We start from the raw sequence: 24,630 nt of genomic DNA, 5'->3' as shown, positions 1-24,630 counted from the left end.
GCGCCGACTGCGCGCCGGCGCTCACGCCCAGGTGATCAGGCGCTTCGGCTGTTCCAGGATCGCCGCCACGTCGGCCAGGACCTTGGAGCCCAGTTCGCCGTCGACCAGGCGGTGGTCGAAGCTCAGCGCGAGCGTCGTCACCTGACGGGGCTTGACCTTGCCCTTGTGGACCCAGGGCTGGAGCTTGATCGCGCCGATCGCGAGGATCGCCGACTCGCCGGGGTTGAGGATCGGCGTGCCGGTGTCGACGCCGAAGACGCCGACGTTCGTGATCGTGACCGTGCCGCCCTGCATCGCGGCGGGTGAGGTCTTGCCCTCGCGGGCCGTGGCCACCAGCTCGCCCAGGGCCCCGGCGAGTTGGGGGAGCGTCTTGGTGTGGGCGTCCTTGATGTTCGGGACGATCAGACCACGCGGGGTCGCGGCGGCGATGCCCAGGTTCACGTAGTGCTTGAGCACGATCTCCTGGGCCGCCTCGTCCCAGGACGCGTTGACGTCCGGGTTGCGCTTGATGGCGACCAGCAGGGCCTTGGCGATGAGCAGGAGCGGGTTGACCCGCAGGCCCTGCATCTCCTTGTCCTGCTTGAGCTCCTCGACGAGCTTCATCGTGCGCGTCACGTCGACCGTCACGAACTCGGTGACGTGCGGCGCGGTGAACGCCGAGCCGATCATCGCGGCGGCCGTGGCCTTGCGGACCCCCTTGATCGGGATACGGGTCTCACGCGCCGTGTCGTACGTGACGACCGGAGCGGGAGCCTGGGCCTGGGCGGGAACCGGGGACGCCGTCACCGCCGGCACCACCGGCCGCTCGGGGGCCGGAGCCGGTGCGACCGCCGCGTGCACGTCCTCGCGCGTGATGATGCCGTCCGGGCCCGAAGGCGTGATCGTGGCCAGGTCGACGCCGAGGTCCTTGGCGAGCTTGCGGACCGGGGGCTTGGCCAGAGGGCGCTGCCCGACCGCCACGGACCCGTGGCCGTTGAGCTCGCCCTGGATCGCGGCCACCGCCGGGAACGTCTCGGGCTGCTGGGCCGGGACCTCGGCGCCCTTGCGGGGGCGGCGCTTCGTGGAGGCCTCGGACACCCCGTACCCGACGAGGACCGGCGTGCGGCCCTCGGGCTTGGGTTCCTCGGCGACCGGTGCCTGGGGGGTGGAGGCGGGCGCCTCGGCCACAGGGGTTTCCACGGCGGCGGGGGTCTCCTCGGTGGGTGCCGATCCGCCGGCCACGTCCACCGCGATGATCACCTGGCCCACGTCCACCGTCGTCCCCTCGGGGAAGTGGAGTTCGCGCACCACGCCGTCGTACGGGATGGGCAGTTCCACGGCGGCCTTGGCGGTCTCGACCTCGCAGACGACCTGGCCGTCGGTGACCGTGTCACCGGGCTGGACGTACCACTTGAGGATCTCCGCCTCGGTGAGCCCCTCGCCCACGTCGGGCATCTTGAACTCGCGGAGCCCCGACGCGTTCTCAGTCATCGTCGTCACGACCCTCTCCTCAGTACGCCAGTGAGCGGTCGACGGCGTCGAGCACCCGGTCCAGGCCCGGAAGGTACTCCTCCTCCAGGCGCGCCGGCGGGTAGGGGGCGTGATAGCCGCCCACTCGCAGGACGGGTGCCTCCAGGTGGTAGAAGCACCGCTCCGTGATGCGGGCGGCGATCTCCGCGCCCGTACCGAGGAAGACCGGGGCCTCGTGCACCACGACCAGGCGGCGGGTCTTCTCCACCGAGGCCTGGACGGAGTCGAAGTCGATCGGGGACATCGAGCGCAGGTCCAGGACCTCGATCGACTTGCCCTCCTCCTGGGCGGCCGCGGCCGCCTCCAGGCAGACCTTCACCATCGGGCCGTAGGCGGCGAGCGTCAGATCGCTGCCCGCGCGCGCCACGACCGCCTTGTGCAGCGGTCCGGGAATCGCGTCGGTGGTGACCTCGCCCTTGTCCCAGTAGCGCCGCTTCGGCTCGAAGAAGATCACCGGGTCGTCGCTCTGGATGGCCTGCTGCATCATCCAGTAGGCGTCCGACGCGTTCGACGGAGAGACCACCTTCAGGCCCGCCACGTGCGCGAACAGCGCCTCGGGGGACTCGGAGTGGTGCTCGACCGCGCCGATGCCACCGCCGTACGGAATCCGGATCACGACGGGAAGCTTGATCTTGCCCAGCGCCCGCGCGTGCATCTTCGCGAGCTGCGTGACGATCTGGTCGTACGCCGGGAAGACGAAACCGTCGAACTGGATCTCCACCACCGGCCGGTAGCCGCGCAGCGCGAGACCGATCGCCGTGCCGACGATGCCCGACTCGGCGAGCGGGGTGTCGATGACCCGGTCCTCGCCGAAGTCCTTCTGGAGCCCGTCGGTGACCCGGAAGACACCGCCGAGCTTGCCGACGTCCTCACCCATGATCAGGACCTTGGGGTCGGTGTCGAGGGCCGTGCGCAGCGACTCGTTGATCGCCTTGGCCAACGCCATCTTTTCCGCAGCCATCGCTACTTGCCCTCCCCTTCATCCGCGAACGACGCCTGGTAGGCGGCGAACTGGGCCCGCTCCTCGTCGACGAGCGCGTGCCCGTCGGCGTACACGTTCTCGAAGATGGCGAAGTGGTCCGGGTCCGGCATGGCGCGGACGACTTCGCGTACTCGTTTGCCCAACGCCTCGCTCTCGGCCTCAAGTTCCGCGAAGAATCCCTCGTCCGCGTGGTTTGAAGCCTCCAGGTACGCGCGCAGGCGCAGGATCGGGTCCTTCGCCTCCCACGACTCGCGCTCCTCGTCGGCCCGGTACTTGGTCGGGTCGTCGGAGGTGGTGTGCGCGCCCATGCGGTAGGTGTACGCCTCCACGAGGGTGGGGCCCTCGCCGCGGCGGGCCCGCTCCAGCGCCCACTTGGTGACCGCCAGGCAGGCGATGACGTCGTTGCCGTCGACCCGGACGCCCGGGAAGCCGTAGCCCTGCGCGCGCTGGTAGAGCGGGACGCGGGTCTGCTTCTCGGTCGGCTCGGAGATCGCCCACTGGTTGTTCTGGCAGAAGAACACGACCGGGGCGTTGTAGACCGCGGAGAAGGTGAACGATTCAGCGACGTCGCCCTGGCTGGAGGCGCCGTCCCCGAAGTACGCGATCACGGCCGAGTCCGCGCCGTCCTTGGCGACGCCCATGGCGTAGCCGGTGGCGTGCAGCGTCTGCGAGCCGATGACGATCGTGTACAGGTGGAAGTTGTTGCTGTTCGGGTCCCAGCCGCCGTTGTTCACACCCCGGAACATGCCGAGCAGGTTGGTCGGGTCGACCCCGCGGCACCAGGCGACGCCGTGCTCCCGGTAGGTCGGGAAGACGTAGTCGTCCTCGCGGGTGGCCCGCCCGGAGCCGATCTGGGCGGCCTCCTGGCCGAGCAGCGAGGCCCACAGGCCCAGCTCGCCCTGGCGCTGCAGGGAGGTGGCCTCGGCGTCGAAACGGCGGGTCAGCACCATGTCCCGGTACAGACCACGCAGCTCTTCGGGGGTGATGTCGGCGACGTACGGGTCGTACGTGGCGTCCTTGACCCGCTCGCCCTCCGGCGTCAGCAGCTGGACGAGCTCGGGACCGGGGCCCGATGCGCCAGGTGCGCCGGGTACGCCCGGTGACTTCTTGCCGGCCGCGCTGGTGCGCTTGCTCGCGGCGCTCTTCGTACCGGTCGTACTGGCGCCGCTTTTCGCAGCGGTCGTACCGGCGCTGCGTCGCGGCTTGCGCGCGGCAGTGCTCTCCACGGTCACGTGTGCTCCTCCGTCGGTCCGGCCCCCGGGGTTGCCGGGTGGCCAGTGCGGCTCGCCTGTTCCAAGTACCCGTGCACGGGGTGGGTGCACTCGGCCGGGAACAGGCGTGACAGGTGCCCCGGCGAGCGCCCTGCAACGGCCACGTTACCCAGTGCTCCACAATTCTGTGAAACCCCTCCTGACCTGCGTTTTTGCTTGGACTTCCCACTATTTATTAGTCGGATTTCCAAGTAATGCACGCAGGTCGGGAACAGTCGCTGGTCACAGCACTGGTCACAGCCTCGCAGGGGGCCGGAACACGGGCACGTTATCCCGGTCACCCCAGGCACGGGAAGAGTTCACCCCCGGCAGGGCCAAGGGTGGTGTGTGACACTGACTTTGTGCCCGAAAGCGGAAAAATTACCGTATTTCTCCTCGACGATCACGAAGTGGTACGCCGCGGTGTCCGTGAGTTGCTTTCGGGCGAGGACGACATCGAGGTCGTCGGCGAGGCCGGCACGGCGGCCGACGCGCTGGCTCGGATCCCGGCCGCGGCCCCGGACGTCGCGGTCCTGGACGTACGGCTCCCGGACGGCAGCGGAGTGGAGGTCTGCCGCGAGATCCGGTCGCGGAACGAGGACATCAAGTGCCTGATGCTGACCTCCTTCGCCGACGACGAGGCACTTTTCGACGCGATCATGGCGGGCGCGTCGGGCTATGTGCTGAAAGCGATCCGCGGCGCCGAACTGCTCTCGGCCGTACGCGATGTCGCGGCCGGCAAGTCGCTGCTCGACCCCGTGGCCACCGCCCAGGTCCTGAAGCGGCTGCGGCACGGCGGCAGTGCCAGGAACGACGACAAGCTCGGGCACCTCACCGAGCAGGAGCGCAAGGTCCTCGACCTGATCGGCGAGGGGCTCACCAACCGCGTGATCGGCGAGCGGCTGCATCTCGCCGAAAAGACGATCAAGAATTACGTGTCGAGCCTGCTGTCCAAACTGGGCATGGAACGGCGTTCCCAGGCCGCCGCCTACGTGGCGCGCATCCAGGCGGAGAAGCAGCACCACTGAGTGCGGCCCCGCCGATACCGCCCTCCTTGCATTTCGGGATGCATTTCGGGACCTTTGGCCCCCTCTTCAAGGGGCGGGTGCCTCTTTTTCGGGGCCTTCAAGGTGTCGGAAATTGGGGGCATGCCCAACGACGAAGAGCTCGCCGTGGAACTCCTCGGCCGTACCGACCACGGCCGGTTGGCCGCCAGCCTGCGCGCCATGCCCTTCCTCGCCCTCGCCCGCCACGTCGTGGTGGACGGCCGCGTCCTGTTGCGCCTGCACCGGGGCTGCGGCTACCACCGGGCCTGCCTGGGGAGCGTCGTCGCCTACGGCACCGACAACCTGACTTCGGCAGGGCCCGGCGAGAGCGTCTGGTCGGTACAGATCGTGGGCCGGTGCGAGGCCGTGGAGCCGACCGCGTCCCACCGCGCGCTGTTCGGACCCGCGCCACGGTTCATGGACGGCGAGCCCTTCGACCCGGTCCATCTGAGCATCGAGCCCCAGTTCTCCACCGTCCATTCCGCGGACGATGCCATGGAACGCCAGTTCCGGCGCACCCTGTGACTGCCTCGTGATCGAAGATGACTGTCTGTGACAAACGCGAGGTCAGGGGCCCGGCTCGTGCCCTAGCATCTGGCGCGTGCCGCGCTTATCCGCACCACCCCCGGTGTCTCACGCGCCCCCTCTGGGCGCCCTCCTCCGCCAGTACGCCGCCGGGTCCGCGCTGACCTGCGACCCCGTCGAACAGGGGCTGCTCAACCGCGGCTACCGGCTGCGCACCACCCGCGGCCGCTACTTCCTCAAGCACCATTTCGACCCCGAGACCGCCGACCCGGCCGCGATCGCCCGCCAGCACCGGGCGACCCAGCGTCTCGCGGACCTCGGCGTCCCCGTCGCCCCGCCGCTGACCGGCACCGACGGGCGCACCGTCGCCGTCATCGGGGGCCACGCGTACGCGCTGCACCCCTGGATCGACGGCCGGCACCGGCACGGCGGCCAGCTCACCACGCGGCAGTGCGCACGGCTGGGGGCGCTCCTGGGCGTCGTCCACGCGAGCCTGGAGCGGGTGATGCCGACGCAGGGCCGCACCCCTGCGCGACCGACCGACGCCACCGGGGCGACGGAAGGCTCGGCGAGGGCCGGCGCGGGAGGCTCAGCGGCGGCGGAAGGGGTGGATCCGGCCCGGGGAGCCGACCCCGCCGACACCTTCGCACTCATCGACCGCCTGCTCGCCCGGGTACGCCGCCACCGCCCGCACGACGCCTTCGACGAGCTGGCCCGGCACCGGCTCCTGGAGCGGCGCGCCCTCCTGGAGCGGCATGCCGACCGACGGCCCCCGCAGGGCGGCTCGGTGGGCTGGGTGCACGGCGACTTCCACCCCTTCAACCTGCTCTACCGCGACGGCGAACCGGCCGCGATCGTCGACTGGGACCGGCTGGGCGTCCATCCCCGCGCCGAGGAGGCCGTACGCGCCGCGGTGATCTTCTTCGTACGTCCCGTCGGCGCGCTGGACCTGGCCAAGGTGCGGGCCTACGCGCGCGCGTACCGGCGTACCGCGGGCGCCGGCCCCGCCGAGCTGGCCGCCGCCGTGCACCGGGTGTGGTGGGAGCGTCTCAACGACTTCTGGATGCTGCGCTGGCACTACGAGCGCGGCGACACCCGCGCCGATCCCCAGTTCCCGGCGGCCTCGGCGCTGGCGGTGTGGTGGACGAGGGAGTACGACACGGTGTGCGAGGCGTTCGCGGGCTGATCGCCGACATCGGTCGGGGCAGACGCAGCGGCCGGGGCGCGAACACCGCGACCGGGGGGCGGGAAACACCACGCGCGCGTGGCGCCCGTTTCGGGCTTCACGCGCGCGTGGATGACGTTTCCGTCGGTGTCGTTCAAGGGCCCGTCGAGCCGCCCAGGCTGCCGCCGATGTCGGCGCCGGCCGTCGGATCGGCCGGCGTCGTCGGGTCCTGGCTCTGGGTCGCCGGGTCCGAAGGCGTCGTGTCCGTCGGCGTCGTGTCCGTGGCCGTGTTCGACGGCTGGTCCGAGGGCCGGCTGCTGTAGCTCGGGGACGGCGTGTACGAAGGCGTGTAGTTCGAACCGCCGCCCGAGCTGGTGCTGTTGTCCGTGGAGTTGTCCGTCGCGGTGTCCGTGGGGCTGTCGCTGGGACTCGCGCTGGGCTGGTTGTCCTTGGCGGACGACGTGGCGGTCGGCGAGTGGGTCGTACCGCTCCCGCCGCTCCCACCGCCACCGGTCTTGTGGAGCGCGAGCGCGACGCCCGCCGCGATCGCGATCACCGCGAGGACCGCGAGGATCCACAGCTTGCCGCGGCCGCTGCCGCGGTTGCCGTGCCCCTCGAAGCCGCCGTCGTCCCCGCCGTTGCCGTACGGCGGGATGATCGGCGCCGGGATCTGCGTGGTGCCGGACTCACCGGGGTGCGGCAGCGCGGTCGTACCCGCGAAGCCGGACGCCGGCGTGTGGAACCCCTCGTGCATGGCGACCGGACCGGTGTTCCAGGTGCCGGTGTGCCCGCCCTGGTCGTACAGCATCTGCAGCCCGTACTGGACGAGGCCGCGCATCTCCTCGGCGGTCTGGAACCGGTCGTCCGGCTCCTTCGCGAGGGAGCGCATGACGAGCCCGTCGAGCTCCGGCGGCGCGCCCTGCGCGACCTCGGAGGGGGGCACCGGGATGTCCTGGACGTGCTGGTAGACCACCGACAGCGGCGTCTCGCCGGTGAACGGGGGCCGCAGCGCGAGCAGTTCGTACAGCAGACAGCCGGTCGCGTACAGGTCGGAGCGGTGGTCGACGGCCTTGCCGAGGGCCTGCTCCGGGGAGAGGTACTGCGGTGTGCCCATGACCATGCCGGTCTGGGTCATCGTCGACTGCGCGCCGTGCAGGGCGCGCGCGATGCCGAAGTCCATCACCTTCACCGCACCGGTGTTCGTGATGATCACGTTCGCCGGCTTGATGTCGCGGTGCACGATGCCGTGCTGGTGCGAGTAGGCGAGCGCCTCCAGGACACCCGACACGATGATCAGCGCCTGCTCGGGCCCGGGGGCCTCGGCGTTGATCAGCAGGTCGCGGATCGTGCGGCCCTCGACGAGCTCCATCACGATGTACGGCACGATCGCGTGGCCGACGACGTCCTCGCCCGAGTCGTACACGGCGACGACGGCGTGGTGGTTGAGTCCGGCCACCGACTGCGCCTCACGCGTGAAGCGGGCCTTGGACACCGGGTCCTCGGCCAGGTCGGAGCGGAGCAGTTTGACCGCGACGGTGCGCCCGAGGCGCACGTCCTCGGCCGCAAACACCTCGGCCATGCCGCCCCGGCCTAGTCTGTGAGTCAGCCGGTATCGGCCGTCCCCCACAAGTCCGCCGTTACCCCACATCTCCGGCGCATCTGACATACCGCCGCCAGTCGCCTCGGGGTCGGACGGGCCCTGAGCGCGCTGCTGCTGTGCCATCAGTCCTCGCCGTCGTTTCTGCCCGCGGTCTGCGCGGTGGTTGTTACGGTCTCCGTCGGGCCACGCTACAGGCTTCGCGCAAGGCTCCGGCCCGAGATGGAAGTGAGATGGACCGGCCATGAAACCCGTCCAGGGTGTCGGCGTGCAAATTCTGTGTACCGCCCGTACGGCACCTGTAACGCTTCCGCGACGCTTCTTTCGCAGACGGTCACGGAACGGGCACCGCGCTTGACGTGTCAGTGCCCTACGGCAGACTTGGCCGGGAATCAGCCAATCGATCACTGAGACACAGATCGATCACAGCACGGACTCGAACGGACTCGGTACGGATCACAGCGCAGTTCGCCGCGCGGATCACCGCACGACCGCGCGGAGCGCGTGCAGGACAGCTCGCAGCACAGGCAGAACAATCCGCGCCAATGGGGGACGCAGAACATGAGCCAGGACGGCGCACAGGGCCGGTACGCGGGGCGCGCGGTCGCCGGCGGCCGCTACCAGCTGCGTGATCTGCTCGGCGAAGGCGGTATGGCCTCGGTGCACCTCGCCTACGACTCGGTGCTCGACCGCCAGGTCGCGATCAAGACGCTGCACACCGAGCTCGGCCGCGAGCAGGCCTTCCGCGAGCGCTTCCGCCGCGAGGCCCAGGCGGTGGCGAAACTCACGCACACGAACATCGTCTCGGTCTTCGACACCGGCGAGGACGAACTGGGCGGCATGACGACGCCGTACATCGTCATGGAGTACGTCGAGGGCCGCCCGCTCGGCTCCGTGCTCGACCAGGACATCGCGCAGTACGGCGCCATGCCCGCCGACAAGGCCCTGAAGATCACCGCGGACGTGCTGGCGGCCCTGGAGATCAGCCACGAGATGGGCCTGGTCCACCGGGACATCAAGCCGGGCAACGTGATGATGACGAAGCGCAACGTCGTCAAGGTGATGGACTTCGGCATCGCCCGCGCCATGCAGTCCGGCGTCACCTCGATGACGCAGACCGGCATGGTCGTCGGCACCCCTCAGTACCTCTCGCCGGAGCAGGCGCTCGGCCGGGGCGTGGACGCCCGGTCCGACCTCTACTCCGTCGGCATCATGCTGTTCCAGCTGGTCACCGGGCGGCTGCCGTTCGAGGCCGACTCGCCGCTGGCCATCGCGTACGCGCATGTCCAGGAGGAGCCGGTCACGCCCTCCTCGATCAACCGCTCGCTGCCCCCGGCGGTGGACGCGCTGATCGCCCGCGCGCTGAAGAAGAACCCGAACGAGCGTTTCCCGAGCGCCGAGACCATGCGCGACGAGTGTCTGCGGGTGTCCCAGTCGCTGCAGGCCGCCGCGCCGAGCATCGTCCCGGGGGCCAGGACGTCGAGCGGCGCGGGCGTCGGCTCGGCCGTCTTCCCGCCCGTCGACCAGGCGATGCCCGCCCCGGGTCCCGTACAGACGCCGTACCAGCCCAATCCCTACGGGGCACCGACCCCGCCGCCCGCGCCGTCCCAGGCGTACGGGTATCCGCAGCAGGGGGGCTACTCGACGCCGGGGGCCCCGATGTACGCGCCCCAGCAGGGCATGTCGACCCCGCCGCCGTACCACCTCGCGCCCCAGCCCCAGACCTCCGTTCCGGGCGGCTCGGGCGGTTCCGGTGGCCGCAAGGGCAACAAGGCGGTCGTCGTCGGCTCGATCGTGGTCGCGCTCGTCGCGATCGGCGGTCTGATCACCGCCCTCGCGCTGAACAACAACGGCGGCGGCGCCAACCAGGGAGGAGGCGGCGGCAGCCCCTCGCCGTCCGTGGTGGCGGGGCACAAGGGTCCGGACACGTCGAAGACGATCGACAAGGAGAAGTGCACGTCTCCGCAGGAGTCGTACAACGACCCGAACAAGATCAAGATCCCGGACTTCCAGTACAAGAACCTGACGTCCGTGAAGTCCTGCTTCCAGGCCGCGGGCTGGCAGATGAAGATCAAGCGCGTCGACGAGAACACCTACGGCCAGGACACGATCATGGACCAGTTCCCGTCCGCGGACGAGGACGTCGATCCCAAGAACATGCCGGTGATCGAGCTGAGCGTCTCTTCGGGCAACCCGTCCTGAACCGCCACTCATAGGCGCCCGTACCACTTACGCGTGCCTATGGCACGCGTAAGCGCCCATAGGACAGGCCCGGCACTTCACGTGCCGGGCCCGTTTCGTGAGAAGGGGTCGCCCGGGGCTACAGGTACGGTCCGCCGGAGCGGCCACCCGCGCGCGGGTCCTCGTCGCCGTCCAGGCCGCCGACGCCCGGCGGGAGCGCGCGGCGCATCTGCTCCAGCTGGGCCCTGGCCGCCATCTGCTGGGCGAACAGGGTCGTCTGGATCCCGTGGAAGAGGCCCTCGAGCCAGCCCACCAGCTGGGCCTGCGCGATGCGCAGCTCGGCGTCGCTGGGGGTCGCGTCGTGCGTGAAGGGCAGCGAGAGCCGCTCCAGCTCCTCGACCAGCTCGGGCGCCAGGCCGTCCTCGAGCTCCTTGACGGAACTGGCGTGGATCTCCTTGAGCCTGACCCGGCTCGCCTCATCCAGAGGTGCGGCGCGCACTTCTTCGAGAAGTTGCTTGATCATGCTCCCGATACGCATGACCTTGGCGGGCTGTTCGACCATCTCTGTCACCGGGACCTCGCGGGAGTCCTCGTCACCGGTGCCGCCGAGAGCCATCCCGTCCTGGCCCACGACCAGGATCTGGGGGTTCTCCGGCGACCTTTCGTTCCTCGGCATCTCCATGCCGCCATTCTCTCGCACACCTCCACCCCATCACGGTGGTGCCCCCCATACAGCGTGATCCACCGTCCAGGTGACCGTCGAGATGCCGGGAAGAAGGGGTCATGTGAGGCTTGCCCCATTGATCATGGGACTCCTCACCGGGAGGGGGTCACCCACGTGACTCCACGGCTCACCGCGCTCCGTGTGACCGGACTGCTGCTCGCCTTGACGACCGGCGCGGTATCCCCCGCGTACGCCGTCTCGCGCGCCGTCCCGTACGCGGTGTCGTACGCCGCCGATCCCGCTCCGAGCGCCCACGCCTCCCGGGCGGGGAGCGCCGCGGGCGAGGGCCGTACCCGTCCTGGGCGCGAGGAGCCCACGGCGGGGGACGAGGACGGGAGCGGGAGCCGCGAGGACACCGTGCCGACGTACACGGACCGCGACCCCGCCGGGGAGGGCGCCGCGTCGGACCGTCCGGAGGCGACCGGCGCCCCCGAGCCGTCGCAGCCCGCGGCCGTGCCCGTCCAGCACCACGAGGTCGGCCCGGCGACCGCCCCCCAACCGGTCCTCAAGATCCTGCCCCTCGGCGGCGGCCTGATCCTCATCGGCCTCGGCCTGGGCCTCGCCTTCCTCGCCCTGCGCCTGCGACGCGGCTGAGCGGGTCGTCGGCGCGGCTGAGCGGATCGCCCGAGGACGGTCCTTTCCTGGTCCTCTGCCGGCCCTTTCCTAGTCCTTGCCGGGGACCACGAGGAGGACCTTGCCGATGTGTCTGCTCCCCTCCAGGACCTGGTGGGCCGTCGCCGCCTCGCTCATCGCCAGCTCGCGGTCGACGACCGGCCGCACGTGGCCGGAGGCGATCAGCGGCCACACGTGCTCGCGCACGGCCGAGACGATCGCCGCCTTCTCGCCGAGCGGGCGGGCGCGCAGCGAGGTGGCGCTGATCGCGGCACGCTTCGTGAGGAGTGCGCCGATGTTCAGCTCACCCTTGGCACCGCCCTGCAGACCGATGATCGCGAGCCGTCCGTTGACCGCGAGGGCCCGCACGTTCCGGTCGAGGTACTTGGCGCCCATGTTGTCGAGGATGACGTCGGCGCCCGTGCCGTCCGTGGCCCGCTCGATCTCCTCGACGAAGTCCTGCTCGCGGTAGTTGATGAGGATGTCCGCGCCGAGCTCGGCGCAGAAGTCGAGCTTCTCCTTGGTACCGGCCGTGACGGCGACCTTCGCACCGACGGCCTTCGCCAGCTGGATCGCCATGGTGCCGATGCCGCTGGAGCCGCCGTGCACGAGCAGGGTCTCGCCCGGACGCAGGTGGGAGATCATGAAGACGTTGGACCAGACGGTGCAGGTCACCTCGGGCAGCGCGGCCGCCCGCGTGAGGTCCAGGCCCTCGGGAACGGGCAGCAGCTGTCCGGCCGGGACGGCGACCTTCTCGCCGTATCCGCCGCCCGCGAGCAGCGCGCAGACCTCGTCACCGACGGCCCATCCGGAGACTCCGGGGCCGATCTCGACGATCCGGCCCGAGCATTCGAGTCCGGGGTACGGGGAGGCGCCGGGCGGCGGGTTGTAGAAGCCCTGCCGTTGCATCAGATCGGCGCGGTTGACGGCGCTGGCCACTACTTCGACGAGAACCTCCCCGTCACCGGGAACGGGATCCGGCACATCCGTCCAGGTGAGCACTTCGGGGCCGCCGGGCTGGGTGATCGTCACTGCCTTCATGAAGCTGACGCTACCCCTGTCCCAAGGTGAGAAGCCCGCGGGCACCGTCCGCGGCGCGCTGCTGGCGCTCGGCCCGGCGGACGACGACGAAAGGGGGCGCGTGGTCCCCGCACGCTGGGTGGGTGTCTGCGGGAGTCCGGGGATCGGAGTCCGGGGATTCAGTCCCGGGGATTCAGTCCTGGGGCAGTGGTCGGCTGTGCGGGGTCACCCGGGTGCCGGGCGTGACCCGCACGATGGTGATGAGCCGGTCGGTCAACTGGAGCTTCCCGATGGCCGGATCGTCGTAGCCGAGCACGCGATGCCCCCGTACGACGCTGACCACCAGGTCGTCCGTCTCGCGTACGCCCTTGCCCACCTCGGCCTTCACGACCGGCCGTTCCACGATGTCGAGCCCGCTGCCCTGCTGGATGAGGTCTTCCATGACCATACCGGCGCTGGGGCTGAGCACGGAGAGGCCGAGGAGCCGCCCGGCCGCGCTGGCACTGGTGATGACGGCGTCGGCACCTGACTGCTTGAGCAGCGGCGCGTTCTCCTCCTCACGCACCGCGGCGACGATCTTCGCCTGCCGGTTGAGCTGACGTGCGGTCAGCGTGACCAGCACGGCCGTGTCGTCGCGCTGGGTCGCGATGATGATCTGCCGCGCCTTGTGGACCTCGGCCCGCATCAGCACATCGCTGCGGGTCGCGTCCCCTATGACCCCGGCGTACCCCTCGGCCGTCGCCGCGTCGACCGCCTTGGCACTGGGGTCGACGACCACGACCTGCTCCTTCTTCAGCCCGGTCGCACAGACGGTCTGCACCGCCGACCGCCCCTTGGTCCCGAACCCGACAACGACGGTGTGGTCGCGCAAAGCCGCCCTCCAGCGGTTCAATCGCCACTCCTCGCGGGTGCGTTCCGTGAGGACCTCGAGCGTGGTGCCGACCAGGATGATCAGGAACAGCACGCGCAGCGGCGTGATGACGAAGATGTTGGTGAGCCGGGCGGCGTCGCTGACCGGGGTGATGTCGCCGTATCCGGTGGTCGAGAGGGTGACGGTCGCGTAGTAGAGGGAGTCGAGGAAGTCGACGCCGTCACCCGCGTTGTCGTTGTAGCCGTCGCGGTCGACCCAGACGATGAAGGCGGTCGCGGCGAGCACGAACAAGGCCATCGCCAGGCGTTTGACGACCTGGCGGATGGGGCGTTCCACCACTTTTCTCGGGAGTTTCACCCGGTGGGTCACGAGATGCTCGTCCGCTTGGCGGGCGATCGCATCATGGCCCGGCAGTTTCACGTGAAACACTCCCCGATCCGGCTCACCGTCCGGTTCATGCCCCCACTCATCTCAGGCATTCCCCATACCGGCCAACGCCCAGGGCAGATCGAGGAGTTCCAGCTCCTGGCCCGGACGGGCGCCGCCGGGCGGTACGACCGCGAGGGCGTCGGACGCCGCGATGCCCCGCAGCATGGCCGGACCGTTGTAGTGCAGGGGCACGGCCCGGTCGGCACGCACCACGACGGGGATGAGCCGGGTGTCGTACGGGTGCCCGTGGACCGCGTCCCCGAGGGGCAGCGTGTACGGCTCCGGGGCCGACCGACCTGCCAGGACCCGCAGGAGGGGCTCGGCGAGCGTGAGCAGGCCGGAGACGGCCGCCAGGGGGTTGCCGGGCAGGCCGACGAGGTGCTGGTTCTCCTTGGTGCGGGCCAGGACCATGGGGTGACCCGGGCGGACCTCGACGCCGTCCACGAGGAGTTGGGCGCCGATGCGGCTCAGGGTGGGGTGGACGTGGTCGACGGGGCCCGAGGCGGTACCCCCGGTCGTGACGATCAGGTCGGCGTCGGAGCGGGTGATCGCCTTGTGCAGGGCCTTGGCGTCGTCGCCCAGCCTGCGAACCGCGAGGACCTCGGCACCGAGCGAGCGCAGCCAGGGCGGCAGCATCGGCCCGAGCGCGTCCCGGATCAGGCCCTCCTGGGGGAGCCCCTCGGTGAGCAATTCGTCACCGAGGACGAGGACTTCGGCGCGGGGGCGGGGAATCACGGTGAGGGTGTCGTATCCGGCGGCCGCGGCGAGGCCCAGCACGGCGGGAGTGACCAGGGCACCGGCCGGCAGGAGCTGGTCGCCGCTGCGGCACTCCTGGCCACGGGGCCGGATGTCCTGCCCGTGCGCGGTCTCCCGGACGGCGTACAGCCGCCCCTTGTCGTCGAGGCGCCCGTGCTCGCTGCGCAGCACGGCGGTGGCGTCCTGCGGGATGCGCGCGCCGGTGGCGATCCGCATCGCCTCGCCGTCGACGAGCGGCTCCGGCTTCGCGTGGCCCGCGAGTACCGGCTCCTCGCGGAGGTCCCAGGGGCCGGGTCCGGCCACCGCGTAGCCGTCCATCGCGGAGGTGTCGAAGGAGGGGAGGTCGGTGAGCGCGGCGAGCGGGGCGGCGAGGACCAGACCGAGGGCCGCGTCCAGGGAGACGGAGACGGGAGCGCGCCGCGGCACGGAACGGGCGGCCCGCTCGGCGGTCGTACGGGCCTGGGGCCAGGGGGTGGCCGTGTGTCCGTCGCCCTCGCCCTTGGCGCCGTCGGGGGCGTGGGTGCGGCTCTCGCCCGCCGTTGTGGGCGGGGGGACCGCGGGGGTGCCGTGGCCGTGCCGGGGGCCGGACGCGCCTCGGGGGTCCTTGACCAAGGCCAGGGCCTCCTCCACGTCGAGGTCGTCGGCGTCCTGACCGAGAGGCCGGGCGCGGGGCGCGTTCATCCGGCGTCGGGGGTCGGCTTGGCGTCCGAGGTCGGCTTGGCGTCGGGGGTGTCCTCGGCCGCCCAGCGGAGCGCGAGCGCCGCGGCCTTGCGGGATGCCTCCGCGACGGCCTCGGGGCCACCCCCGGCCTGTGCGGCGGCGTACCCCACGAGGAACGTGGTCAGCGGCGCCGCGGGCCGGGCCACACTGTGCGCGGCGTCGCGGGCCACGTCGAGCAGGGCGCCGGTGTCGACGTCCAGGTCGATGCCCAGCTCGTCCTTGACTGCGGAAATCCATTCATCCAACACGTTCCCATGCTCCCTGATGCGGGCCCGGGCGGCGGCGATGTCGTCCCAGGTGTCGCAGTCGAAGGACGCGACGGGGTCGGAGATGCGGGTGAGGTCGAGCGCGGCGGTGAGCCGCCGCAGCGGCAGCCCGGTGACTCCGCCGTGGGCGACGGCGAGCGCGGCCAGCTCCCGGCGCAGGGCGTCCGCGCGGTAGGCGGCCACGAGCGGCTGGTCGCGGCCGTCGGGGTCGGTGAGCAGCACGCCGTCGGCTCGCGCCGGACCCTGGGGGGCGTCGCCCGTCCGCAGGGCGCCCAGCAGGCGCCGTACCGTCGCCTCGTCCAGGAACGGCAGGTCGGCGGAGAGCACCACGACGTGTTCCGCCGAAACGTGCCGCAGGCCGGCGTCGAGCGCGGCGAGCGGCCCCCCGCCGGGCGGCTCCTCGCGCGCCCACTCCACGGGGCGCGCGGTCCGTCTGGGCTCGGCGACGACCACCGTGGTGGTGGCGGTGGCGCAGGCGGCGAGCACCCGGTCGAGCAGCGGGCGCCCGCCCACGCGCACACCGGGCTTGTCCGCTCCGCCGAGCCGGCGGGCGGCGCCGCCCGCGAGGACGACGGCGTCGTACGGGGCGGCGGGGCCGGAGGTGCCCGGTGGCTCGTACGCGGTCATCCCCCGAGTATGCGTGCCGCCGCGATCACAGGGAACGCAGGAGCACCGCCGGCTGTTCGACGCAGTCCGCCACATGGCGCAGGAAGCCGCCCGCCGTGCCGCCGTCGCACACCCGGTGGTCGAAGGTGAGCGAGAGCTGGACGACCTGGCGCACGGCCAGCTCGCCCTCGTACACCCAGGGCTTGGGGACGATCCGGCCGACGCCGAGCATGGCGGCCTCGGGGTGGTTGATGATCGGTGTGGAGCCGTCGACGCCGAACACTCCGTAGTTGTTCAACGTGAAGGTGCCGCCCGTGAGTTGCGCGGGTGTCAGCGTGCCGGTGCGTGCGGCCTCGGTCAGCCGGGCGAACTCCGCGCTCAGCGATTCCGCGTCGCGCGTGTGCGCGTCCCGGACGACGGGGACGACGAGACCGCGCTCGGTCTGTGCCGCGAAGCCCAGGTGGATGTGGTCGAGGCGGACGATCTCGCGGGCTTCCGTGTCGACCGTGGAGTTGAGCTCCGGGTAGCGGGCCAGTGCGGCGGTGCAGATGCGGGCGAGCAGCGCCAGCAGGGAGATCTTGGGACCGCCGGTGGCGTTCATCGCCCTGCGCGCGTGCAGGAGTTCCGTCGCGTCGGCGTCCACCCAGCAGGTCGCGTCGGGGATCTCGCGACGGCTGCGGGAGAGCTTGTCGGCGACCGTGCCGCGGATGCCGCGGAGGGGGATGCGGGTGCCGGCCGTGGTAAGTGCGGGGGCCACGGGGGTGGGTTCGGGGGTGTGCGGGGCGAGCGGGGTTTCCGGCTGCCGGACCGGGGTGCCGGCCGAGCGCAACGCGTGCTCCACGTCCGACCGCAGGATCAGTCCGTCGGGGCCGGATCCCACCAGGGTCCGCAGGTCCAGGCCGTTCTCCCGGGCGAGCCTGCGGACGAGCGGGGAGATCACCGGGACGGGGCCGTCGGCGCGTACCGCCGCCGCGATGTGCTCGCGGGCAGGCCCGGGCTCGCGCGCCGGGGCGCCCGGGTGGCCGTCGGCGGCGGGGTGGTGCGCGGGCGGGGTCTGCGTGTGCGCCCCGGGCGGTGTGGTTGACCCGGCGGGCGGCCGTACCCTTCTGCGTCGCGCCGGCGGCGCCCCGGTGCCGTACCCCACCAGCACGTTGCCGGAGCCTTCGGTCTCTTCGCCGGAGGACGGCGCGCCGACCGCGACGGTCAACAGGGGGGAGCCCACGGGCAGTTCCGTGCCCTCCTCGCCGAAGCGTGCGGTGACCACGCCTCCGTAGGGGCAGGGCACCTCGACCATCGCCTTGGCCGTTTCGACCTCGACGACGGGCTGGTCGACGGCGACGACGTCGCCGACCTCCACCAGCCAGCGGACGATCTCCGCCTCGGTGAGTCCCTCACCGAGGTCGGGGAGCTTGAACTCGAGCACCTGGGCCATCAGCTGTCCGCCTCCCATTGCAGGCGCCCCACGGCGTCCAGGATCCGGTCGACGCCGGGCAGGTGGTGCCGCTCCAGCATCGGCGGCGGGTACGGGATGTCGAATCCGGCGACGCGCAGCACCGGCGCCTCCAGGTGGTGGAAGCAGCGCTCGGTGACGCGGGCCGCGATCTCGCCGCCCGGGCCGCCGTAACCACCGGCCTCGTGCACGACGACGGCGCGTCCGGTCCGCCGCACCGATGCCGCCACGGTCTCGTCGTCGAAGGGCACGAGCGAGCGCAGGTCGACGACTTCGAGGTCCCAGCCCTCGGCCCGCGCCGCCTCGGCCGCCTCCAGGCAGACGGGCACGGACGGCCCGTACGTGATGAGCGTGGCGCTGCGGCCCGCGCGCCGCACCACCGCGCGGCCGATCGGGTCGACGGCCGTCGGCTCGTCGGGGCTCCAGGAGTCCTTCGACCAGTACAGGCGCTTGGGCTCCAGGAAGACGACCGGGTCGTCGGAGGCGATGGCGGCGCGCAGCAGCCCGTAGGCGTCGGCGACGGTCGCGGGCGTGACGACATGGAGTCCCGGAGTCGCCATGTAGTACGCCTCGGAGGAGTCGCTGTGGTGCTCGACGCCGCCGATGCCACCGCCGTACGGGACCCGGATGGTGATCGGGAGCGGCATGGCGCCGCGGGTGCGGTTGCGCATCCGTGCCACGTGCGAGATCAACTGCTCGAACGCCGGGTAGGCGAACGCGTCGAACTGCATCTCCACGACCGGCCTGAGTCCGTACATGGCCATGCCGACGGCCGTCCCCAGGATGCCCGCCTCGGCGAGCGGGGTGTCCGTGCAGCGGTCCTCGCCGAACTCCTTGGCGAGCCCGTCGGTGACGCGGAAGACGCCGCCCAGGGTGCCGACGTCCTCGCCCATGACGTGGACGGTCGGGTCGGCGGCCATCGCGTCGCGGAGCGCGCGGGTCAGGGCCTGCGCCATGGTGGCGGGTTTGAGCGCGACGGTGGTCATCGGGCCGCACCCTCCGACTCGGCCTCGGCCGCGAGCTCGGCGCGCAACAGCGCCTCCTGCTCGCGCAGTTGTGGTGTGGGCTCGGCGTACACGTGGGCGAAGAGGTCCATGGGGTCGAGCACCGGGTCCTGGTTCATGCGGGCGCGCAGGTCGGCGGCCATGATCTCGGCGGCCTCGCGGGCCTCCCGTATGCCGTCGTCGTCGAGCAGGCCGCGCTCGGTCAACTCGTGCTCCAGGAGGGCGATCGGGTCGTGTGCCCGCCAGGTCTCGACCTCGGAGTCGCCGCGGTAGCGGGTGGCGTCGTCGGCGTTCGTGTGGGCTTCCATGCGGTACGTCACGGCCTCGACCAGCGTCGGACCGCCCCCGGCGCGCGCGTGGCGCACGGCGTCGCTCAGGACCTCGTGCACGGCCGCCGCGTCGTTGCCGTCGACCAGTCGGCCGGGCATTCCGTAGCCCACGGCCTTGTGGGCCAGGGAGGGGGCGGCGGTCTGCTTGGCGAGCGGGACGGAGATGGCGAAGCCGTTGTTCTGGACGAGGAAGACGACCGGGGCCTGCCAGACCGCCGCGAAGTTCAGCGCCTCGTGGAAGTCGCCCTCGCTGGTGCCGCCGTCGCCGACCAGGGCGAGCGCGACCACGTCGTCGCCCTTGAGGCGGGCGGCGTGCGCGAGGCCCACGGCGTGCGGGAGCTGGGTGGCGAGGGGGGTGCACAGGGGGGCGATGCGGTGCTCGTGGGGGTCGTAGCCGGTGTGCCAGTCGCCGCGCAGGAGGGTGAGGGCCTGGACGGGGTCGAGGCCGCGGGCGACGGCGGCGAGGGTGTCGCGGTAGCTCGGGAAGAGCCAGTCGCGCTCCTCGAGGACGAGTGCGGCGGCGACCTCGCAGGCCTCCTGGCCGGTGCTGGACGGGTAGACGGCGAGGCGGCCCTGCTTGGTGAGGGCGGTGGCCTGCGCGTTGTAGCGACGACCGCGCACCAGCTCCGCGTACAGACGGCGCAGCAGGCCCGGGTCGACCTGCGCGGCGGCTTCGGTGCCGAGGACGCGGTGGGGCAGCGCGTCGGGCAGCAGCGGCGCGGGGTCGGTGCGGGGCTGCCAGGCGGGCGGCGGCGTGGGCCGGTAAGCGCCTCGCTGCTCCATGACCGTCATGACGGCACCTCCTCGTGGGAGCGGCTTGGGCGCTGCACGGGTGTGAGGCGCCTCACCTACCGATTGTTCGGTCGTCGGCACATTTTGGCTACAGGCACCGCCAGGCTGTGGACAAACGGTTCTGCACAGCCTGAGATGGACGCAGTACGTCCATGGTAGGGAGGCGGGGGGACATGGCACCTGAACAAATGGCCGAGCCGCCGGAGGCCGGCCCCGTCCCGCCGCCCGCCCGTCCGCTCGACGCCATCGATCAGGACATCCTGCAGATGCTCCAGGCGGACGGCCGCGCCTCGATACGCTCCGTGGCCGAACGGGTCCATGTGTCCCGCGCCAACGCCTACGCGCGGATCAACCGGCTCATCGAGGACGGTGTGATCCGCGGCTTCGGAGCGCGCGTCGACCACGAACGCGCCGGGCAGGGCACGTCCGCGTACATCACCCTCAAGATCGTGCAGAACTCCTGGCGCACGGTCCGTGAGCAGCTCAGGGTGCTGCCCGGCGCCTCCCACATCGCCCTGGTGGGCGGCGACTTCGATGTCCTGCTCCTGGTGCACACCCCCGACAACAGAGCCCTCCGCGAACTGGTCCTCACCCGCCTCCAGGCCATCCCCGAGGTCCTCAGCACCCGCACACTCCTGGTCTTCGAGGAGGAGGACCTGGAGCCGGAGGGGTGACGGGGCCGCGGGAGACGTGGGACCGGCGCCGGGGCGGTCCTGGACCTGCGGCTTGAGGCCGGAAGCATCGGCCCTGCGGCTGGATGCCGGAAGCCTCGGGGTGCGGGTGGGAGTGGGGCTTGGCCTGGGGCCGGGACTCGGGTGGGTGATCGGGGCGGAGGGTCAGCGTTCCTCTCTGAGGCCGCTGAAGACCAGTTGCGCCACCGCGTCGGCGACCTCGCGTTCGCCCATGCCTCGGCTGTCGGGGCGGTACCACTCGACGAGTGAGTTGATCATTCCGAAGACCAGGCGGGTCGCGAGGCGGACCTCGATGTCGCCGCGCACGTCGCCGTCGGCGGCCGCGGCCTTCAGGAGTTCGGCCACCTGGTGGTCGAACTCGCGGCGCCGCTCCAGGGCCCAGCGCTCGGTGTCCGTGTTGCCGCGCACGCGCAGCAACAGAGTCACGTACGGGAGTTCCGCGGTGAGCACCTCGACCATGCGCCGGACGACGTACTCCAGGCGCTCCACCGCACGCCCCACGCGCGCGTGCTCCTCGTCGAGGATGCCGAAGAGGCCGTCCAGGGCCCGGCACACGGCGCGGCGCAGCAGCTCCTCCTTGCCCGTGACGTGGTGGTATATCGACGACTTGGAGATGCCCGCCGCCTTGGAGAGGTGCTCCATGGAGGTGCCGTCGTAGCCGCGCTCGTTGAAGACCTGGACGGCGACGGAGAGCAGGCTCTCGGGGGTGTACGTGTCGCGCTTGGCGGTGGTCATGAGGTTCCCTCGCGCTTCTCGGTGGCGTACGCGTGGCGGTAGAGCGCGAGAGAGGGCGCGTAACGCCCGGAGGGATCGCGCTGGTGCAGGTCGTCCAGAAGGGAGCAGGCCCAGCTCCGGCCGAGCCTGCGGCTCCATTCGAAGGGGCCCAGGGGGTAGTTGACCCCGAGCCGCATCGCGGTGTCGATGTCCTCCTCGGTGGCGACGCCCTTGGCGACGGCGTCGTGCGCCAGGTCGACGATCCTCGCCACGGTCCGGGCGACGATCATGCCGGGTGCGTCCCCGATGACGCTGACGTTCTTGCCCAGCGCCTGGAACAGGCCGACGGCCTCGGAGAGGGTCTGCGGGGCGGTGTCCTGGGAGGCGGAGAGGGCGATCCTGGTCGCCCTGCGGTAGTCGAGCGCCAGGTCGAAGTAGACGACGTCGCGGAACTCGACCGACGTCTGCCCGTCGGCGAGGACCAGCTGGCCGCCGCTGGGCAGCACCAGGCGGGTCCCGTGGTCCTCCTCGTCCTCGCGGACCTGGATGCCCGCCTCGCGGATCAGCGTGAGCAGTTCGGAGGCCGGACCCAGATCACCCTCGGCGACGACATACGCGGGTGCCTGCGCCTTCTCCGCGGTGTGCGGCTCCGGACGCTCGGCGTCGGCCCCGTGGTCGAACCAGCCGTGCCCCGTCTTGCGGCCGAGCCGGCCGGACTCGACGAGCCGCCGCTGGGCGAGCGAGGGCGTGAAGCGCACGTCCTGGAAGAAGGACTGCCACACGGAGTGCGTCACGGACTCGTTGACGTCCTGGCCGATCAGGTCGGTCAGCTCGAAGGCCCCCATCCGGAAGCCGCCGGACTCGCGCAGGACGGCGTCGATCGTCGCGGGGTCGGCGGCCTGCGCCTCGTACACCGCGAAGGCCTCCGCGTAGAAGGGCCTGGCGATGCGGTTGACGATGAAGCCGGGGGTGTCGGCGCAGGCGACCGGCGTCTTGCCCCAGGCGCGTGCCGTCTCGTACGCGCGCGTGGCCGACGAGAAGTCGCTCGCGTACCCGGAGACGACCTCCACCAGCGGCAGCAGCGGCGCCGGGTTGAAGAAGTGCAGTCCGACCAGCCGGCCGGGGTTGCGCAGGGCGCCGCCGATGGCCGTGACGGACAGCGAGGAGGTGTTGGTGGCGAGCAGACAGTCGTGCTCGACGATGTCCTCGAGCTCGCGGAACAGCTGCTGTTTCGCCTCGAGTTGTTCGAGCACCGCCTCGACGACGAGCGCGCAGTCCGCCAGCTCGGCGAGGCTGTGCGCGGGGTGCAGCCGGGCGCGTGCCGCGTCCCGGTCGGCGGCGGCGAGCCGGTCCTTCTCGACGAGCCGGTCGAGGCGCGCGCCGATCGCTTCGGCCGCCGCGTCGGCACGCCCGGGAACCGTGTCGTAGAGCCGCACGGGGTGGCCCGCGACGAGCGCGACCTGGGCGATGCCCTGGCCCATGGTGCCGGTGCCGACGACGGCCACGGGGCTGCTGAGGTCGAGTGCTGTCATGTGCGCGATCCTCCCGCACGGGGTTTTCCACAGATGCGGCGGACCCCCTTGTCCCGACCGATCGTTCGGTTACTCTAACTCTGTCCGGCTATTTCTGCCCAGGTCATGAGCTCAGCGAAGAGTTCTTGAGACGAGGAGATGGTCCCGCATGGCCGCCGAACTGACCGCGCACGAGCTGACCGCCCAGCACCGGCCCACCCTCGACCAGGCGCTGGAAGCGATCCGCACGCGCGCGTACTGGTCCCCGCACCCCGAGCACCCGAAGGCCTACGGGGAGAACGGCAGCCTGAGCATGGCCGAGGGCAAGGCCGCCTTCGACGCCCTCCTCGGTAGCCGCCTCGACCTCGGCCAGCCCGGCACCGACGACTGGGTGGGCGGCGAGACCTCCCCGTACGGCATCGAGCTGGGCGTCACCTACCCGCACGCGGACGTCGACGTGCTGCTGCCCGCCATGCGGGCCGGACAGCGGGCCTGGCGCGACGCGGGCGCGGAGATGCGCGCGATGGTCTGTCTGGAGATCCTCAAGCGGATCGCCGACCGCACGCACGAGTTCGCGCACGCGGTCATGCACACCAGCGGCCAGGCCTTCATGATGGCGTTCCAGGCGGGCGGCCCGCACGCGCAGGACCGCGGCCTGGAAGCGGTGGCGTACGCGTATGTGGAGCAGGTCCGCACCCCCGACACCGCGGAGTGGACCAAGCCCCAGGGCAAGCGCGACCCGCTCGCGATGACCAAGCAGTTCACGCCGGTGCCGCGCGGCATCGCGCTGATGATCGGCTGCAACACCTTCCCGACGTGGAACGGCTATCCGGGCCTGTTCGCCTCCCTGGCCACCGGTAACGCCGTGCTCGTCAAGCCGCACCCGCGCGCGGTGCTGCCGCTCGCGCTCACCGTGCAGGTCGCGCGCGAGGTGCTCGCCGCGGCGGGCTTCGACCCGAACCTGGTGGCGCTGGCCGCCGAGCGGCCCGGGGAGGGCATCGCCAAGGCCCTGGCCGTGCGCCCCGAGATCCGGATCATCGACTACACCGGGTCGACGGTGTTCGGCGACTGGCTGGAGACCCACGCCCGCCAGGCGCAGGTCTACACGGAGAAGGCCGGCGTCAACACGGTGATCGTGGAGTCGACCGACGACTACAAGGGGATGCTGTCCAACCTGGCCTTCTCCTTGTCCCTGTACAGCGGCCAGATGTGCACGACCCCGCAGAACCTCCTCATCCCCCGCGACGGCATCCGCACCGAGGAGGGCACCAAGTCGTACGACGAGGTGGTCGCCGACCTCGCCCGGTCGGTCGACGGACTCCTCGGGGACGACGCGCGTGCCAACGGGCTGCTGGGCGCGATCGTGAACCCGGACGTCAAGGCGCGTCTGGAGGCCGCGGCAGGGCTCGGCGAGGTCGCCCTCGCGTCGCGTGAGGTCGGCAACCCGGAGTTCCCGGACGCGGTCGTCCGCACTCCGGTGATCGTCAAGCTCGACGGTGCCCGGAAGTACTGGGAGGGTGCCGACGACGAGGCCGCCTACATGAACGAGTGCTTCGGACCGGTGTCCTTCGCGGTCGCGGTCGACTCGGCAGGGGACGCGGTGGAGCTGCTGCGGCGGACCGTCCGGGAGAAGGGGGCGATGACCGTCGGGGCGTACACCACCGACGAGGGCGTCGAGGAGGCCGTGCGGGAGGCCTGTCTGGAGGAGTGTGCCCAGCTGTCCCTGAATCTGACGGGCGGCGTGTACGTCAACCAGACGGCCGCGTTCTCGGACTTCCACGGGTCGGGCGGCAACCCGGCGGCGAACGCCGCGCTGTGCGACGGGGGCTTCGTGGCCAACCGCTTCCGGGTGGTGGAGGTCCGGCGCTAGGACCTGATC

At 71.5% G+C, this 24,630-nt stretch carries 21 protein-coding genes; 7 read left to right on the top strand and 14 right to left on the bottom strand.

Going from position 1 to position 24,630, the window contains the following annotated elements:
- Positions 1-21: 21 nt before the first annotated feature.
- Genes FNV62_RS26920 through pdhA (FNV62_RS26910) form a run of 3 tightly spaced genes read right to left on the bottom strand, consistent with a single transcriptional unit; the run spans position 22 to position 3,723 of the window.
- Positions 22-1,479: a dihydrolipoamide acetyltransferase family protein gene (locus FNV62_RS26920; RefSeq protein WP_143602330.1), complete on the bottom strand. Its 1,458-nt coding sequence runs from the start codon at positions 1,477-1,479 to the stop codon at positions 22-24.
- 10 nt (positions 1,480-1,489) lie between these two features.
- Positions 1,490-2,470, bottom strand: a complete 981-nt coding sequence (locus FNV62_RS26915) for an alpha-ketoacid dehydrogenase subunit beta (protein WP_060895331.1) — start codon at positions 2,468-2,470, stop codon at positions 1,490-1,492.
- A 2-nt stretch (positions 2,471-2,472) separates the two neighbouring features.
- A complete protein-coding gene (gene pdhA / locus FNV62_RS26910; protein ID WP_054234189.1) occupies positions 2,473-3,723 on the bottom strand; it encodes a pyruvate dehydrogenase (acetyl-transferring) E1 component subunit alpha in 1,251 nt (416 codons plus the stop codon).
- A 380-nt stretch (positions 3,724-4,103) separates the two neighbouring features.
- Between pdhA (FNV62_RS26910) and FNV62_RS26905 the strand changes: the two genes are divergently transcribed.
- From FNV62_RS26905 to FNV62_RS26895, 3 genes are all read left to right on the top strand, one after another.
- A complete protein-coding gene (locus tag FNV62_RS26905) occupies positions 4,104-4,769 on the top strand; it encodes a response regulator (RefSeq protein ID WP_143627341.1) in 666 nt (221 codons plus the stop codon).
- A 120-nt stretch (positions 4,770-4,889) separates the two neighbouring features.
- Positions 4,890-5,312 (top strand): pyridoxamine 5'-phosphate oxidase family protein, encoded by a 423-nt coding sequence (locus FNV62_RS26900; RefSeq protein WP_097285489.1) that lies wholly within the window; start codon positions 4,890-4,892, stop codon positions 5,310-5,312.
- A gap of 103 nt (positions 5,313-5,415) precedes the next feature.
- Complete coding sequence (locus FNV62_RS26895; RefSeq protein ID WP_186003219.1) at positions 5,416-6,498, top strand: phosphotransferase; 1,083 nt, start codon at positions 5,416-5,418, stop codon at positions 6,496-6,498.
- A gap of 133 nt (positions 6,499-6,631) precedes the next feature.
- Here the strand turns inward: FNV62_RS26895 and FNV62_RS26890 are convergent, their stop codons facing one another.
- A complete protein-coding gene (locus FNV62_RS26890) occupies positions 6,632-8,200 on the bottom strand; it encodes a protein kinase domain-containing protein (protein ID WP_097285488.1) in 1,569 nt (522 codons plus the stop codon).
- A 435-nt stretch (positions 8,201-8,635) separates the two neighbouring features.
- On the opposite strand from FNV62_RS26890, the gene FNV62_RS26885 reads away from it, so the two are divergent.
- Entirely contained in the window at positions 8,636-10,276 is a 1,641-nt protein-coding gene (locus FNV62_RS26885; protein ID WP_097285487.1) for a protein kinase domain-containing protein, read from the top strand.
- Between the two features lie 118 nt (positions 10,277-10,394).
- Here FNV62_RS26885 and FNV62_RS26880 read toward each other — a convergent pair whose 3' ends face one another.
- On the bottom strand, positions 10,395-10,937 hold the full coding sequence (locus FNV62_RS26880) for a bacterial proteasome activator family protein (RefSeq protein WP_054234194.1): 543 nt from the start codon (positions 10,935-10,937) through the stop codon (positions 10,395-10,397).
- Between the two features lie 156 nt (positions 10,938-11,093).
- Between FNV62_RS26880 and FNV62_RS26875 the strand changes: the two genes are divergently transcribed.
- Entirely contained in the window at positions 11,094-11,573 is a 480-nt protein-coding gene (locus FNV62_RS26875) for a hypothetical protein (protein WP_097285486.1), read from the top strand.
- Positions 11,574-11,642: 69 nt separating this feature from the next.
- Here the strand turns inward: FNV62_RS26875 and FNV62_RS26870 are convergent, their stop codons facing one another.
- The 7 genes from FNV62_RS26870 to pdhA (FNV62_RS26840) form a co-directional block, all read right to left on the bottom strand.
- The gene (locus FNV62_RS26870; RefSeq protein ID WP_143627338.1) at positions 11,643-12,632 is read right to left on the bottom strand and encodes an NAD(P)H-quinone oxidoreductase; all 990 of its coding nucleotides are present in this window, start codon (positions 12,630-12,632) and stop codon (positions 11,643-11,645) included.
- Positions 12,633-12,804: 172 nt separating this feature from the next.
- Positions 12,805-13,911 (bottom strand): potassium channel family protein, encoded by a 1,107-nt coding sequence (locus tag FNV62_RS26865; RefSeq protein WP_082417477.1) that lies wholly within the window; start codon positions 13,909-13,911, stop codon positions 12,805-12,807.
- A 42-nt stretch (positions 13,912-13,953) separates the two neighbouring features.
- Positions 13,954-15,348, bottom strand: coding sequence for a molybdopterin molybdotransferase MoeA (locus FNV62_RS26860; RefSeq protein WP_143627336.1), 1,395 nt, complete (start codon positions 15,346-15,348; stop codon positions 13,954-13,956).
- The gene (locus tag FNV62_RS26855; RefSeq protein ID WP_143627333.1) at positions 15,345-16,280 is read right to left on the bottom strand and encodes an NTP transferase domain-containing protein; all 936 of its coding nucleotides are present in this window, start codon (positions 16,278-16,280) and stop codon (positions 15,345-15,347) included. The genes FNV62_RS26860 and FNV62_RS26855 overlap by 4 nt, the downstream gene beginning before the upstream one ends.
- Before the next feature lie 25 nt (positions 16,281-16,305).
- Positions 16,306-17,691: a dihydrolipoamide acetyltransferase family protein gene (locus FNV62_RS26850; RefSeq protein ID WP_143627332.1), complete on the bottom strand. Its 1,386-nt coding sequence runs from the start codon at positions 17,689-17,691 to the stop codon at positions 16,306-16,308.
- Entirely contained in the window at positions 17,691-18,695 is a 1,005-nt protein-coding gene (locus FNV62_RS26845; RefSeq protein ID WP_143627330.1) for an alpha-ketoacid dehydrogenase subunit beta, read from the bottom strand. The genes FNV62_RS26850 and FNV62_RS26845 overlap by 1 nt, the downstream gene beginning before the upstream one ends.
- A complete protein-coding gene (gene pdhA, locus FNV62_RS26840) occupies positions 18,692-19,834 on the bottom strand; it encodes a pyruvate dehydrogenase (acetyl-transferring) E1 component subunit alpha (protein WP_143602322.1) in 1,143 nt (380 codons plus the stop codon). The genes FNV62_RS26845 and pdhA (FNV62_RS26840) overlap by 4 nt, the downstream gene beginning before the upstream one ends.
- A 173-nt stretch (positions 19,835-20,007) precedes the next feature.
- On the opposite strand from pdhA (FNV62_RS26840), the gene FNV62_RS26835 reads away from it, so the two are divergent.
- On the top strand, positions 20,008-20,508 hold the full coding sequence (locus tag FNV62_RS26835; protein WP_373558965.1) for an Lrp/AsnC family transcriptional regulator: 501 nt from the start codon (positions 20,008-20,010) through the stop codon (positions 20,506-20,508).
- Between the two features lie 162 nt (positions 20,509-20,670).
- Here FNV62_RS26835 and FNV62_RS26830 read toward each other — a convergent pair whose 3' ends face one another.
- Positions 20,671-21,261 carry a TetR/AcrR family transcriptional regulator gene (locus FNV62_RS26830; RefSeq protein ID WP_054234203.1) on the bottom strand — a complete coding sequence of 197 codons (591 nt, stop codon included), beginning with the start codon at positions 21,259-21,261 and terminating at the stop codon, positions 20,671-20,673.
- Positions 21,258-22,772 carry a 3-hydroxyacyl-CoA dehydrogenase gene (locus tag FNV62_RS26825; RefSeq protein ID WP_143627328.1) on the bottom strand — a complete coding sequence of 505 codons (1,515 nt, stop codon included), beginning with the start codon at positions 22,770-22,772 and terminating at the stop codon, positions 21,258-21,260. The genes FNV62_RS26830 and FNV62_RS26825 overlap by 4 nt, the downstream gene beginning before the upstream one ends.
- Before the next feature lie 148 nt (positions 22,773-22,920).
- Between FNV62_RS26825 and paaN the strand changes: the two genes are divergently transcribed.
- Positions 22,921-24,621: a phenylacetic acid degradation protein PaaN gene (gene paaN / locus FNV62_RS26820; protein ID WP_143627326.1), complete on the top strand. Its 1,701-nt coding sequence runs from the start codon at positions 22,921-22,923 to the stop codon at positions 24,619-24,621.
- Positions 24,622-24,630: the final 9 nt, after the last annotated feature.

Source organism: Streptomyces sp. RLB3-17 (assembly GCF_007113425.2).
Taxonomy (GTDB): Bacteria; Actinomycetota; Actinomycetes; order Streptomycetales; family Streptomycetaceae; genus Streptomyces; species Streptomyces mirabilis_D.
Note: the sequence above shows the minus strand (reverse complement) of the source record. Positions and strands in the feature narration are given on the sequence as shown.

Excerpts from the sequence above, each read along its gene's own strand:
- FNV62_RS26915 (WP_060895331.1), bottom strand. The coding sequence starts at position 2,470 with ATGGCTGCGGAAAAGATGGCGTTGGCCAAGGCGATCAACGAGTCGCTG.
- FNV62_RS26900 (WP_097285489.1), top strand. The coding sequence starts at position 4,890 with ATGCCCAACGACGAAGAGCTCGCCGTGGAACTCCTCGGCCGTACCGAC.
- FNV62_RS26890 (WP_097285488.1), bottom strand. The coding sequence starts at position 8,200 with ATGGCACAGCAGCAGCGCGCTCAGGGCCCGTCCGACCCCGAGGCGACT.
- FNV62_RS26885 (WP_097285487.1), top strand. The coding sequence starts at position 8,636 with ATGAGCCAGGACGGCGCACAGGGCCGGTACGCGGGGCGCGCGGTCGCC.
- FNV62_RS26880 (WP_054234194.1), bottom strand. The coding sequence starts at position 10,937 with ATGGAGATGCCGAGGAACGAAAGGTCGCCGGAGAACCCCCAGATCCTG.
- FNV62_RS26870 (WP_143627338.1), bottom strand. The coding sequence starts at position 12,632 with ATGAAGGCAGTGACGATCACCCAGCCCGGCGGCCCCGAAGTGCTCACC.
- FNV62_RS26860 (WP_143627336.1), bottom strand. The coding sequence starts at position 15,348 with ATGAACGCGCCCCGCGCCCGGCCTCTCGGTCAGGACGCCGACGACCTC.
- FNV62_RS26855 (WP_143627333.1), bottom strand. The coding sequence starts at position 16,280 with ATGACCGCGTACGAGCCACCGGGCACCTCCGGCCCCGCCGCCCCGTAC.
- FNV62_RS26850 (WP_143627332.1), bottom strand. The coding sequence starts at position 17,691 with ATGGCCCAGGTGCTCGAGTTCAAGCTCCCCGACCTCGGTGAGGGACTC.
- FNV62_RS26845 (WP_143627330.1), bottom strand. The coding sequence starts at position 18,695 with ATGACCACCGTCGCGCTCAAACCCGCCACCATGGCGCAGGCCCTGACC.
- pdhA (WP_143602322.1), bottom strand. The coding sequence starts at position 19,834 with ATGACGGTCATGGAGCAGCGAGGCGCTTACCGGCCCACGCCGCCGCCC.
- FNV62_RS26835 (WP_373558965.1), top strand. The coding sequence starts at position 20,008 with ATGGCACCTGAACAAATGGCCGAGCCGCCGGAGGCCGGCCCCGTCCCG.
- FNV62_RS26830 (WP_054234203.1), bottom strand. The coding sequence starts at position 21,261 with ATGACCACCGCCAAGCGCGACACGTACACCCCCGAGAGCCTGCTCTCC.
- FNV62_RS26825 (WP_143627328.1), bottom strand. The coding sequence starts at position 22,772 with ATGACAGCACTCGACCTCAGCAGCCCCGTGGCCGTCGTCGGCACCGGC.
- paaN (WP_143627326.1), top strand. The coding sequence starts at position 22,921 with ATGGCCGCCGAACTGACCGCGCACGAGCTGACCGCCCAGCACCGGCCC.